This window comes from Lentzea sp. NBRC 102530 (assembly GCF_030269365.1).
In the GTDB taxonomy this organism is placed as follows: domain Bacteria; phylum Actinomycetota; class Actinomycetes; order Mycobacteriales; family Pseudonocardiaceae; genus Lentzea.
Window position 1 is genome coordinate 1 of sequence record NZ_BSTF01000032.1, and the last position, 12936, is coordinate 12936.

General features: G+C 68.7%; 8 protein-coding genes. 3 read left to right on the plus strand and 5 right to left on the minus strand.

From position 1 onward, the window contains the following. Positions 1-461: 461 nt before the first annotated feature. Both QSK25_RS43775 and glnA read right to left on the minus strand, forming a co-directional pair. Positions 462-3992, minus strand: coding sequence for an FkbM family methyltransferase (locus QSK25_RS43775; protein ID WP_285647479.1), 3531 nt, complete (start codon positions 3990-3992; stop codon positions 462-464). A gap of 18 nt (positions 3993-4010) precedes the next feature. Continuing rightward, entirely contained in the window at positions 4011-5354 is a 1344-nt protein-coding gene (gene glnA / locus QSK25_RS43780; RefSeq protein ID WP_285647480.1) for a type I glutamate--ammonia ligase, read from the minus strand. A gap of 125 nt (positions 5355-5479) precedes the next feature. On the opposite strand from glnA, the gene QSK25_RS43785 reads away from it, so the two are divergent. Then, complete coding sequence (locus tag QSK25_RS43785; protein ID WP_285647482.1) at positions 5480-6031, plus strand: LppX_LprAFG lipoprotein; 552 nt, start codon at positions 5480-5482, stop codon at positions 6029-6031. Then, positions 6032-7546, plus strand: coding sequence for an MFS transporter (locus QSK25_RS43790; RefSeq protein WP_285647483.1), 1515 nt, complete (start codon positions 6032-6034; stop codon positions 7544-7546). It begins immediately after the preceding gene. On the opposite strand, the gene QSK25_RS43795 is transcribed toward QSK25_RS43790, so the two are convergent. Both QSK25_RS43795 and QSK25_RS43800 read right to left on the minus strand, forming a co-directional pair. Continuing rightward, the gene (locus QSK25_RS43795) at positions 7501-9024 is read right to left on the minus strand and encodes an alpha/beta hydrolase (RefSeq protein WP_285647485.1); all 1524 of its coding nucleotides are present in this window, start codon (positions 9022-9024) and stop codon (positions 7501-7503) included. The genes QSK25_RS43790 and QSK25_RS43795 overlap by 46 nt on opposite strands. Further along, positions 9024-10586: an alpha/beta hydrolase gene (locus tag QSK25_RS43800; protein WP_285647487.1), complete on the minus strand. Its 1563-nt coding sequence runs from the start codon at positions 10584-10586 to the stop codon at positions 9024-9026. The genes QSK25_RS43795 and QSK25_RS43800 overlap by 1 nt, the downstream gene beginning before the upstream one ends. Positions 10587-10615: 29 nt before the next feature. On the opposite strand from QSK25_RS43800, the gene QSK25_RS43805 reads away from it, so the two are divergent. Continuing rightward, positions 10616-12328, plus strand: coding sequence for an NAD+ synthase (locus QSK25_RS43805; RefSeq protein ID WP_285647488.1), 1713 nt, complete (start codon positions 10616-10618; stop codon positions 12326-12328). Here QSK25_RS43805 and QSK25_RS43810 read toward each other — a convergent pair. After that, positions 12303-12911, minus strand: a complete 609-nt coding sequence (locus QSK25_RS43810) for a hypothetical protein (RefSeq protein WP_285647490.1) — start codon at positions 12909-12911, stop codon at positions 12303-12305. The genes QSK25_RS43805 and QSK25_RS43810 overlap by 26 nt on opposite strands. Positions 12912-12936 lie beyond the last annotated feature (25 nt).

Consider the following 12936-nt stretch of genomic DNA (forward strand, 5'->3'; position numbering starts at 1 on the left):
TCGCTCCAGACGGAATATGTCTGGCAATCTGGTATTACTCTCAAAGGAATACCCCGACGAGGGGTATTCATATTACTGGCTGTGTTTCGGCACGCTGTTGAGTTCTCAAAGAACACGCGCTCACCGGTTCCAGTCTCCGTTTCCGGAGGCTTTCTCTCGGGGCTTGTGTTTGAAGCTTAGCCAGTTCGTTTTCGCTTTGTCAAATCGGCCGTTTCGGCTTCTTCGGTGCGGCGCAAACTCGCTTCGCATTCAGTTTTTTGCTTGGTTCAGAAGTTATCTGAGTGGCTTTCCCGGTGTCAAATCGGGGTCATTTTCAGATCCCGGACAGCACGTTAGGCCGCTTATTTACTTCTGGGGGTTTGACGCCGTGAGACTTTACCCGGCCCGATCCGCGGTGTCAACCGCTCGTTCCGGGGTCTCGCTTGCGACTTGGAGAAAGTTACTCACGGCGTGGATCAAAGTCAAATCGCCTGGTCAGCGGGCTGCTTGATCGGCACGGAGGGCGTCGGAGCAGCCGGCTTGGCGCCGACCGGACGCGGACGGAGCCACAACGTGATGGAACGAAGTCCCTCCATCGCGCGCACGATCTGGTCCGGCGGAGCCGGCTGACGGGTGGCCACCGGCACCAGGTCGTAGCCCCAGACGCCGAACTCCTTGAGCACCGTCACCGGATCGTCACCGAGATCCGCCGTCGCGGTCGCGGAGAACTCGAGGAACACGTGCGGCCTGTCGCGACGCAACAACCGGACGAGTCCCGCGAGCGCGCGATGCCCACGTCCAGGCGTGTCGACCCGCACGACGGAAAGCTTCATGCCCTGCACAAGTGCGATTTCTTCGAGCGTCTTGTCCAGGCGCAGCGACTTCACGCGTGCGACGTCATCGCCCGCGTCGGCCGGCAACGGCGACACGGACACACCACCGGTCAACGTCGGTGAGACCGCGAGCTCGCCCGCGCTCTCCCACGCCGCGCCCTCGACCACGGTGAGACGAGAGGCCACAGCAGCAGGGAGGTTCGCGGAGACGTTGTGCTTCAAAAGCGCGGCCGCGGACGCGTCCGGTTCCACAGCGACAACGGCACCCATCAGCCCGAGCCGCGACAACACGCGAATCGAGTGGTAGCCGACGTACGCACCGACGTCGAGGAAGATCCCGTCCGGCTCCAGCACGGAGTCGAGCAGTTCGGCCAGGTCCGGCTCCCACACGCCGTTGGACGACAACAGCGGGAGCATGAACGCGTCGTCGGAGGGCAGTCGCATCATGCCCGCGTCGCACAACACCAACGACGAACGCACCTCAGGCGCGTCCCCGGCGGCCTCGTGCTGACGAACCACCACGCGCCGCAACGCGTCCGCGGTCTGTTGTGCCTGGTGAGCGGTGCGCAGAGCGGCGTCGAGCCGGGTGTCGCGCTCGCGGAACACCTCGACGACCTTGGACTCCAGCCCGTCGATGCGGTCCAGTGTCCGGTCCAGCGCCACGGTCAGCTTGTCGATCCGCTCGGCCAGGACCTCGTCCGACTTCGCGCGCTTGGCCGCCTCGGCGACGACCGCGTCCTCCAGGTCCCGCTGGCGACGGCCCTGACCGGCCATGTCCGCGCGCACGCGCACGACCCCGTCGTCGATGCCGACCAGCTGGTCACCGAAGTGCGCCTGGCGTTCCGCGACCTGCTCGACCTCGGCGCGCAGCAGTTCCAGTTCACCGGCGCCGACGCCGGCCTTCAGCGCTTCCTGCCGGTTGACCAGCTCGGCCACCGTGCGCTCGACCCCGTCGATCAGGGTGTGCAGCACTTGGCGCATGTGGTTGTCGTAGTGGTCCAGCGCACGCAGCACGACCTTGCGCAGCGCGGGTGCCATCGGCGTCCGGCTGGGACCGTCCACGGTCGGCTGCCGGAGTAACGCGTGCTTGGCCGACTGCAACGCGAGCATCGGGTCGACCTCGGCCTTGGGCTTCGGCCGACGCGCGCGCCAGCCGCGGTACGAGTGCTCGACGCGTTCGCGAAGAACCTCGGCAACGCGCGCAACGGAACGCACGGACAGCACGTGTTCCCGTGCGGCCGCACCCAGCGCAACGGCCGTGGGCAGGTCATCTGCCAACGAACGCAACAACTTCGCGGCAGCCTGAACGTCCGGCTCGGCGCCCTGGTGACACGGCACGAGGACAGCCGTCTTGCCGAACAGCTCGGCTACGGCGCCATGACCGGACGCCACCACCGGTACGCCACGCACGGCCAGTTCGGCCAGACGCAAGGCGATCCGGTCGTCGGCCCCACCGCGGTGCAACGACACGACGGCGTCGGCGACCTCGGCCACGTCGAGGTCCTCGACCAACGAGATCCGCTGGTCAGACGCAGTGGCGAGACGTAGTCGCTCGGCCGCCTCCGGGTGCTCGAACGCCCCCGACACGGCGATCCGCAGCTCGACGTCGGTGCGATCGGGGAACGCGGTCAAGAACGCCGACACGGCCCCCAGCACGTTGCCGGGCCGGTCGAGAGAGTGGTCCGCTATCGCCGCGAACACCACCACCTCACCAGCGGAGTGCTCACGCGCACCAAGGTCGTGCACGGGTACAGGCACCACACGCACGATGGGCCCGCCGATGCGTTCGGCGGCGGCACGCGACACGTCTGACGAGAGCCAAAGTTCGTTCACGCCCGTGCGGTCGTCCGCAGCCGTGGCGTCCAGTGCGACGTCCACGACGAAACGGCCGGAAGGCACTTCGTCAGAAGTAGATGCCCGCACCACAACGGGATAACCGGCCTCGGTCGACACGGGCAGTCCGGACGCACGCGCGGCGGCGAGCATCAACCCGGCCAGCGGCCCGGACCCCACGACGGACACACCGAGCTGGTCGAGCAGCGCGGGGCCTTCCGACCGCGGCTGCGGCACGGCGGGCGCCGGCAGACGGCCGGACCCGACGCCCACGGTCGTGCACCACTCCCGCCAGGCGTCCGCGTCCGCCCCGTAAGGCGCCGGGAACTGCTGCTGCAACGCGGCGTCGGCACGCCACACGGCGTCGGCCCACCGCGTGCCACCGGTCTCGGTCGGCTCGCACGCCCAGATGAGGAACCCACCACCACCGTCCTCGCCGAACGCGGGCGGCGGCGGTGCGGCGGAGGCCCGGTAGTCGGCGCGCAGCTCGGACGGGATCTGCGTCCCGTCGATCAGCGCGTCGAACCGGTACGGCACGGGCGCGACGGTCCAGCCGCTGCGCACGAGTTCGGCCCGGTAGGCCTGGCAGAGCTCGGCGACCTCGGGGTGTTCCGACAGCAGCACCCGCGGCCGTTCCGCGAAGTCGGCGGACAGCAGCCACGGCCGTTGCGGGTCGAACCCGCGGAAGTGCACGGTCAGCAGGTCCTGGCCCACGACGGCCAGCGCGCCGGACTCGGTGCGGTGCAACGGCCGGTCGGCGACGTTCCACACGGACAAACCGACCCGTGCGTCCCGCACGACGTGATGAGGCACGATCGCGGGCATGTCCAAAGAGGTCAGGTAGGGCTCGGCGCCCTGACCGACCGCGATGAAACCGGGGTCGAACGCCCCGAGTTCGTGCAGTTCGGCGGGACCGGGCTGCAACCCGTCGGACGCCAACGGCCGCAAGGTGCGCGGCAGCAGCACGACCGGTGCGGTGCGCAACGCCTCCACCACGAGCTTCGTCAGCGACCCGAACACCTGCACCCACGGGTCGAGGTACAGGACGGGCATGCCCTGCGACAGCAACGCCTCGAGCAGCCGCGGCATCAAGGCGGCCTTCAGCCCGGCGGCGTCGAGCGACGTCGCCAGCACGTGCAGTTCGAGCTCGTCGACACCGATGTCGAGCGGCGTCATCAGGCCCGGCCCCGAGTGCTCCGGCTGCGCGTCGACGACCAGCGCGACGAACCGGCCCTCGGGGTGCTCCGCGAGGAACGAGCTGGACAGGACCTTGACCGCCGGCAGTTCCGCCGCCGTCGCGACGGTGCACGCGCAGATCGTCGGCTGGAAGTCGGGAACCTCAGTCACGGAGAGCACGTAGCTGCCTCACAGCATGGGAAGAAGTGTGCGCAATTCGTACGGGGTGACGCTTCGACGGTACGCGTCCCACTCCGTCCTCTTGTTGCGCAGGAAGAAGTCGTAGACGTGCTCGCCGAGCGCCTCGGGGAGCAGCTCCGAGTTCTCCATCTCGGTGAGCGCTTCTCCGAGGTTCTGCGGCAGGTTCGCGTACCCGGCGGCACGGCGTTCCCGGTCCGTCAGCGACCACACGTCGTCCTCGGCGGGCGGCGGCAGCTCGTAGCCCTTCTCGATGCCGCGCAGGCCGGCGGCCAGGATCACCGAGTAGGCGAGGTACGGGTTGCACGCGGAGTCGAGCGAACGCACCTCGACGCGGCGGGACGACGACTTCCCCGGCGAGTACATCGGCACACGGACCAATGCGGAACGGTTCGCGTGACCCCAGCACACGGCCGTGGGTGCTTCACCGCCGACGATGAGCCTCTTGTACGAGTTGACCCACTGGTTCGTGACGCCGGAGATCTCGCGCGCGTGCTTGAGGATGCCCGCGACGAACTGCTTGCCGACGTCGGAGAGCTGGTACGGGTCCTCTTCGTCGTAGAAGGCGTTGCGGTCGCCTTCGAACAACGAGAAGTGCGTGTGCATCCCCGAGCCCGGCTGGTCGGAGAACGGCTTGGGCATGAACGAGGCGCGCACGCCCTGCGTGATCGCGACCTCCTTCACCAGGTAGCGGAACGTCATCACGTTGTCCGCCATGGTCAGCGCGTCGGCGTAACGCAGGTCGATCTCCTGCTGGCCGGGCGCGCCCTCGTGGTGGCTGAACTCGACGGAGATGCCCATGGCCTCCAGCGCCTCGATGGCGTGGCGGCGGAAGTGCGTGGCCGTCTCGTGCGAGGTCTGGTCGAAGAACCCGCCGTTGTCCGCCGGCTCGGGCTCGCTGCCGTCGCCCGGCAGGCCCTTGAGCAGGAAGAACTCGATCTCGGGGTGGACGTAGCAGGTGAAGCCCGCCTCGCTGGCCCTCGACAGCGTGCGGCGCAGCACGTGCCGCGGGTCGGCCCACGACGGGGAGCCGTCCGGCATGGTGATGTCGCAGAACATGCGCGCGGAGTAGTTCGTGCCCTCCGGCGTCTGCCACGGCAGCACCTGGAACGTGCCGGGGTCCGGCTTCGCGACCATGTCCGACTCGTAGACGCGGGCGAAGCCCTCGATCGCGGAGCCGTCGAACCCGATGCCCTCGCTGAAGGCACCCTCGAGCTCGGCCGGCGCGACCGCCACGGACTTCAAGAAGCCCAGGACGTCCGTGAACCAGAGCCGGACGAACCGGATGTCGCGTTCCTCGAGCGTGCGGAGCACGAACTCCTGCTGGCGGTCCATATGCGGCAGCTTAAGGGCTACTGAGTCTCTACGATCAACGCATGTCCGCCCGTTGGTTGTTGGTTTGCGCACTCGCCCTGCTCACGAGCTGCACGTCTGGGGGAGATCTCCCCGATGGTGCGACCTTGCTCTCCAAGTCGGCCGAGTCCATGAGCTCGGTGAAGAGCGTCCACTTCACGATCAAGGTCGACGGCGAGCTGCCGGACGTGCCGGTGAAGGAGGCGGACGGCGATCTCACGTCGGCCGGTGACTCCAAGGGCACCGCCAAGGTCACCTTCGGGGGCAGCCTGCTGTCCGTCGAGTACGTGCTGACCGGCGGAAACCTGCACTTCAAGGGCCCGACGGGCGGGTTCACGAAGCTGCCGGCGGCGTTCGCCGGCCAGGTGTACGACCCGTCGGCGATCCTGAACCCCGAGAAGGGCGTCGCGAAGGTCCTGTCGTCGGCGAAGGACGCCAAGACCAAGTCGTCCGGTGACGTGTCGGTGGTCGAGGCGACGGTGCCGAAGGACGTGGCGGCCGGGTTGGTGCCGGGCATCTCCGCGGACGTGAAGTCGACGTTCTCGATCGACAAGGACAACAAGCTCAAGAGCGCGTTGTTCGAGCTCCCCGGTGGTCAGAAGGTCGACATCGGCCTCACCGACTTCGACAAGCCCGTCACGGTGACGGCGCCTGCGTAGATGAGACGAGTCGCTCTCGCCGCGTCCGGCGCGGCTGTGCTGCTGGGGGCCCTCGACGCGTACGTCGTCGTCGGGGTCCTCACGGACATGGTGCGTGACCTGGGCATCGCGGTGAACCAGCTGGAGCAGGCGACGCCGATCGTCACCGGCTACCTGCTCGGCTACGTGGCGGGCATGCCGTTGCTCGGGCAGCTGTCGGACCGGCTGGGGCGGCGGTTCGTGCTCCAGGTGTCGTTGCTCGGGTTCCTGGTGGGCTCGGTCATCACGGCGTTGGCTGCTGACGTGCCGTTGCTCGTTCTCGGGCGCGTGGTGCAGGGCTTGGCCGGTGGCGCGCTTCTGCCCGTGACGATGGCGTTGGTCGCGGACCTGTGGGAGGAGCACCGGCGCTCGTCCGCGCTGGGGACCGTCGGTGCTGCTCAGGAACTCGGGTCGGTGCTCGGCACGCTCTACGGCATCGGGGTGGCGTCGCTGTTCAACGCCATGCCGTTGTTCGAGGGCTGGGAGCCGCAGAGCTGGCGGTGGATCTTCTGGATCAACATCCCGTTGGCGGTCATCGCGATGGTGATCGTGCAACGGACCGTGCCGAACACACGGCGCGAAGTGCGCATCGACGTCGTCGGCGGTGTGTTGCTGGCCGCCGCGTTGTCGTTGCTGGTCGTAGCGCTCTACAACCCGACGCCCGCCGAGTCCGTGCTGCCGTCGTGGGGCTGGCCGACGCTGGTGGCGGCGTTCGTCGTGCTGGGTGCCTTCTTCTTGTGGGAACGCCGTGCGTCCGTGCGGCTCATCGATCCCGAAGGCGTGCAGTGGAGGCCGTTCTGGGCCGTGCTCGGGGTGTCGCTCGCGGCCGGTGCGGCGTTGATGGTGACGCTGGTCGACGTCGAGTTGTTCGCGCAGACGGTGTTGCGGCGTGATTCGGCCTCGTCGGCGACGCTGCTGACGCGGTTCCTGATCGCGTTGCCGATCGGTGCCGTGCTCGGCGGGTTCCTCGCGTCCCGGGTGGGTGACCGCTGGGTGTCGTTCGGCGGCCTGGCGATGGCGTCGGTGTCGTACGTGTTCATCGCGCAGTGGCCCGCTGACGTCAGTGGGCTCGTTCTCACGCGTGACCTGGCCATCGCCGGTTTCGGGCTGGGCCTGGTCATCGCGCCGTTGAGCGGTGCTGTGCTGCGTGTCGTCCCGTCAGTGCGTCACGGCGTGGCGTCGGCGTTCGTCGTCGTCGCGCGCATGACGGGCATGCTCGTCGGTGTGGCGGCCTTGTCCGCGTGGGGACTGCACCGCTTCCGCGAGCTCACGGCAGACCTGAACACACCGCTGCCGTTCGGCGTGGAGAAGGCCGAGTTCGAACGGCAGATGGCCGAGTACCAGCGCGGGCTCACCGACGCGCTGCTCACCGAGTACCACGAGATCTTCCTGATCACGGCGGTGATTTGCGCGGTCGGAGCGCTGGGTTCGGTCCTCCTGCCCGGGAAGCGTCAGCAGACGGCGTCCGTTTCCGGCAGCCTCAGGTCCGCCAGGTAGTTCGTGCCCACGGTGTCCACGCAGTTGATGCCCGCGAGGAACGCCGTGTGCTGGTTCCCGTTGTACGTCAGCAGTCGCGCGCCCAGCGCCCGCGAGAGGTCCACGCCGGACTGGTAGGGCGTCGCCGGGTCACCGGTCGTCGAGACGACCAGCACCTGGGGCAGGCCCTGCACGTTCGGCGGGTGCGGTTCGGACGTGTGCGGGGCGGGCCAGAACGCGCACGGGCCGAGTGCCGTCTCGTCGGTGGGGACCGTGTCGTTGCCGAGGAGTTCCAGCAGCCTCCGACGGTTGGACTCCAGGGTGGCGCGGTCCTTGATCGGCGGTTCGTCGACGCAGCGGATGGCCACGAACGCGTCCTGGATGCGGCTGTAGCTGCCGTCCTGGGCGCGGCCGAGGTACTGGTCCGCGAGCTGGAGCAGGGTGGTGCCCTTGTTCTGCTTCAGCTCCTGCAGGCCCTTGTACGCCGTCTCCCACAGCCGGTCCGTGTACATCGCCTGGATGATGGCGGTGTTCGCGTCCGAGTGGGACAGCTTGCGGTCGCCGACCTGCATCGGGGTCTTCTTGAGCGGCTCGATCAGCTGGCGGAACTTGGACTCCGCCGTGCTCGTGTCCCTCCCGATGGGACAGTCGCGCTGGGCGCACCAGCCCGCGAAGCGCTGGAACGACTCCTCGAAGCCCTGCGCCTGACGGGCGGACGCGGCCACCTTGTCGGCGTTGGCCTCCACCGCGCCGTCGAGCACCATCGCGCGCACGTTGCGGGGGAACATCTCGGCGTACAACGTGCCGATGCGCGTGCCGTAGGAGTAGCCGAGGTAGCTCAGCTTCTTCTCCCCCAACGCCGCGCGCAGCACGTCCACGTCACGCACGACATCGCGCGTGCCGACGTTGCGCAGCAGGTCGATGCCACTGCGTTCGGCGCAGCGGTCGACGAAGAACTTGTTCTCCTGTTCGGTCTGGTTCGCGCTCTCGCCCTTGGGCCGCAACCGTTGCGCGTCCCGTTCGGCGTCGGTCAGGCACTGGACGCGGGGCTGGCTCGCCCCCACGCCGCGCGGGTCGAAGCCCACGACGTCGAACCGCTTGCCGACCGGGTTGTTCGGCTGCATGTTCGCGACGTGCGCCATGCCGGAACCGCCAGGACCGCCGGGGTTGAGCACGAGAGAACCGACGCGCCGGTCCTTCTCGGTGGCGGGGCGGCGCAGCAGTCCGACCGTGATCGTGCCCGCGTCCGGCTTCTCGTAGTCGAGCGGGACCTGCAACCGCGAGCATTGGATGCCCTCGCGCTCGTACAGGCCCTTGCTCTTCGCATCGGTCGCGTAGGGCTGGCACGCACCCCACGACAACACCTGCGCGTAGAAGCGCTCGATGCCCTTGCGCCCGGCGACGGGGGTGCCGTCGATGTGGGCGTAGGACGTGGACGTGGTGAGCACGACGATCAAGGCGAACAAGGCCGCGGTGACTCGGGATCGCCTCTTCGTCATTAGGCGCACCGGGTTCCGTCGGCGGGCAACGTCTGGTCGATCAGGTACTTCACGCCCGCGGTGTCCACGCACCGGTCACCCTGCAGGAAGACCGTGTGCTGCACGCCCTCGAACGTGAGCAGCCGCGAGTTGAGCGCTTTGGCCAGGTTCACGCCGGCCTCGTACGGCGTCGCCGGGTCGCCCGTGGTGGAGATGATCAGCAGCGGCGGGATGCCGTCGGCCTTGGGCGGGCCGGTGCGCGCGGTCACCGGGGCGGGCCAGAACGCGCACGAGTCGAGCGCGGCACCGGCGGGGTTGCCGTCGTCGAGGAACGGCGCCGCCTCCTTGTACTTCTTCTGCGTCTCCAACAGCGCGTTCTTGTCCGTCAGCCGTGGGTCGTCGACGCAGTGCACGGCGTTGAACGCGTCGGTGATGGTCGAGTACTGGCCCTGGTCGTCGCGGTCGAAGTACGCGTCGGCGAGGCGCAGCAACGTCGTGCCCTTGCCGTTCTTGAGTTCGACCAGGCCGCTGAGCAGGATCGGCCAGAGCTGCTCGGAGTACATCGCCTGGATCGCGGCGGTGATGGCGTCGTTGTACGACAGCTTGCGGTCGCCGACGTTCACGGGCTTCTGGATCAACGGGGTGGTGAGCTGCCGGAAGCTCGCGTTCGCGTCGTCACCGAGGGGGCAGTCGTTCTTCTCCCGGCACCATTTGACGAACTCGTCGAAGGCCTTCTGGAAGCCTGCTGCCTGGGCGACCAGCGACGCGAGCTGGTCCTGGGTCGGGTCCACGGCTCCGTCGAGGACGAGCGCGCGCACGTTCTGGGGGAAGGTCTCGGCGTATTCGGTGCCTATGCGGGTGCCGTACGAGTACCCGACGTAGCTCAGCTTCGCGTCGCCGAGCGCAGAGCGGAGGACATCCATGTCCTTAACTACGTCCCGCGTGCCCAAGTTGGCGAGCATTGATGCCCCGAATTTTGTACCGGCGGCACACTTCTCGGCATATGCCTTGTTCTCTTGCTCCGTTTGGGCGATTCCGGCCGGACTCGTGTCCGTGTCGAGGTCCAAACGCTCCGCGTCGCGCTCCGGTCCGGTGAGGCACTGGACCGCCGGTTCGCTCGCGCCGATGCCCCTCGGGTCGAACCCGATGAGGTCGAACTTCTCCGCGAGCTCGGTCTTGCGGTACTCGCTGATCATGCCCGCGGCCGACGCCATGCCGGACGCCCCGGGGCCGCCGGGGTTGGTGAGCAGCGAGCCGATCTTCTGCCCGGTGGCCTTGTACCGGAGGACGCCGATCGTGATCGTGTCGCCGGTTGGCTTGCTGTAGTCGAGGGGAACCCTCAGGCGTGTGCACTCGACGTCGCGCTTGCTGCCGTACGCGTCCCTGGTGGAGCCGGTCGTGGCGTAAGGCGCGCAGTTCTCCCAGCCCAGCTTCTGGCCGTAGAACTCCTCCAGGCCGGCGGGAACGACGCCGGCCGGGCCTGACTTCTCGAAGCTCACGCCGGGCTTGGACGTCCCTTCGATGATCGTCGTGCAGGACGCGAGCAGCGGAATGACGAGCAACACGCTCAAGAGACGGACCACAGCCCGATGGTATGGGAGATGATGAGGGCATGCCGCAGCTTCGGATCGCGCTCGCCCAGGTCAACGCCACTGTCGGCGATCTCCGGGGCAACGCTTCGCTGGTCGTGGACTGGACGCGCAAGGCCCGTGAGGGCGGCGCGCACCTCGTCGTGTTCCCCGAGATGGTGCTGACCGGCTACCCGGTCGAGGACCTCGCGATCCGCACGTCGTTCGCGCGCGCGTCCGCCGAGAAGCTCGAGGAGCTGGCGCGCACGCTGGACGACGCGGGCCTGGGTTCCGTGGCGGCGGTCGTCGGCTACCTCGAACACGACTCGGTGGGCCCGCGCAACGCCGCCGCCGTGCTGCACGGCGGGCGCGTCGTCGCCCGGCAGTGCAAGCACCACCTGCCGAACTACGGCGTGTTCGACGAGCGGCGCTACTTCAAGCCCGGCTCGTCGCTCGACGTGGTGCGCGTCAACGGCGTCGAGGTCGGCATGGTGATCTGCGAGGACCTGTGGCAGGACGGCGGCCCGATCACCGCGCTCGGTGACGCCGGCGTCGACGTCGTCGTGTCCCCGAACGCCTCCCCGTACGAGCGCAACAAGGACGACCTGCGCCTGCCGCTGGTCGCCCGCCGCGCCGCCGAGGCCCACGCGCCCCTCGCCTACTGCAACCTGGTCGGCGGCCAGGACGAGCTCGTCTTCGACGGCGACTCCCTCGTCGTCTCGGCCGAGGGCCGCCTGGTCGGCCGCGCGCCGCAGTTCGTCGAGCACCTGATGTTCGCCGACTTCGACGTCCCCGGTGACCGCGACTACGAGCAGGGCCAGATCGGCGACTTCTACGTGCGCCGCGTGTTCCTGTCCGACGCCGCCGCCCCTTACGAGCCCTTGCCCGCGCCGCGCGTCTTCGAACCGCTGTCCGACGAGGCGGAGGTGTGGCACGCCCTCGTGACGGGCCTGCGCGACTACGTGCACAAGAACGGCTTCCGCTCCGTGGTGCTCGGCCTGTCCGGTGGCATCGACTCGGCCGTGGTCGCCTCTCTGGCCGTGGACGCCCTCGGCGCCGACGCGGTCTATGGCGTCTCGATGCCGTCCTCCTACTCGTCGGAGCACTCCCGCTCGGACGCCTCCGACATGGCCGCGCGCACCGGCCTGCACTTCACCACCGAGCCGATCGGCGAGATGGTCTCCGTCTACGTCTCGCAGCTGAAGCTGTCCGGCCTGGCCGAGGAGAACATCCAGGCCCGCTGCCGGGGCATGCTGCTGATGGCGTTGTCGAACCAGGACGGCCACCTGGTGCTGGCGACGGGCAACAAGTCCGAGCTGGCTGTCGGCTACTCGACCATCTACGGCGACGCGGTCGGCGGCTACGCCCCGATCAAGGACGTGCTGAAGACCCTGGTCTGGGACCTCGCCCGCTGGCGCAACGCCGAGGCGGAGAAGCGCGGCGAGACCCCGCCCATCCCGGAGAACTCGATCTCCAAGCCGCCGTCGGCCGAACTGCGCCCCGGCCAGGTCGACACCGACTCGCTGCCGGACTACGAGGTGCTCGACGCGTTGCTGGACGACTACGTCCACGACGACAAGGGCTACGACGCGCTGATCGAGGCGGGCCACGCCCCCGAACTCGTCGACCGGGTCCTGCGGATGGTCGACAAGGCCGAGTACAAGCGCCGCCAGTACCCGCCGGGCACGAAGATCTCGAACAAGGCGTTCGGCCGCGACCGCCGCCTGCCGATCACGAACGGCTGGCGCGAGGGCTGAGCAGCCCGCCGACGCCCTCGTGAACGCGGGCGTACCGCCCCTCGGGCTGGTCGTAGTACTCGGCCAGCCCGCCGTGGATCGAGACGAACGTCGTACCGGCGCGCCACCAGGTGTCGGCGACACCGCGCACCTCCTCGACGGGCTCGAAGCCGTCCAGGTCCACCTCGCGCACCTTGGTGATCTTCTGGGCCTCGATGGCGGCGTAGTGGGCGAAGGCGAGGGACTCGATCCAGCCCTCCACCGACTCGTGCAGCGCGACGAACCTGCCGCAGCCGAGGCCGAACTCGCCGTCCGGTCCGATGTCGAAGGTGTAGGGCAGGGCGCTGCGCGAGTGACCCGCGTCGAACCTGTCGGCACCGTCCGCGCCGGTCGGCAGATCCGCGGCGAAGCACCGCGGTCCGCCGTCGTAGGCGAGGGAGGGCGGCAGGACCAGACCGCCCCACCGTCCGTGGTGCTCCGCCGCCCGGTCGATCACGGACTCGCTCACGTTCGCCGCCCGCCACCGCTCCCGGTCGAACGGCGCAACGTCGAGGCGGTGGCCGTGCGTGGTCACGAAGTACCGGGCCACGAAGCTGAGGGACACAGGAGTGGAGTCTGCTCTACCGCGC

Excerpts from the sequence above, each read along its gene's own strand:
- glnA (WP_285647480.1), bottom strand. The coding sequence starts at position 5,354 with ATGGACCGCCAGCAGGAGTTCGTGCTCCGCACGCTCGAGGAACGCGAC.
- QSK25_RS43790 (WP_285647483.1), top strand. The coding sequence starts at position 6,032 with ATGAGACGAGTCGCTCTCGCCGCGTCCGGCGCGGCTGTGCTGCTGGGG.
- QSK25_RS43795 (WP_285647485.1), bottom strand. The coding sequence starts at position 9,024 with ATGACGAAGAGGCGATCCCGAGTCACCGCGGCCTTGTTCGCCTTGATC.
- QSK25_RS43805 (WP_285647488.1), top strand. The coding sequence starts at position 10,616 with ATGCCGCAGCTTCGGATCGCGCTCGCCCAGGTCAACGCCACTGTCGGC.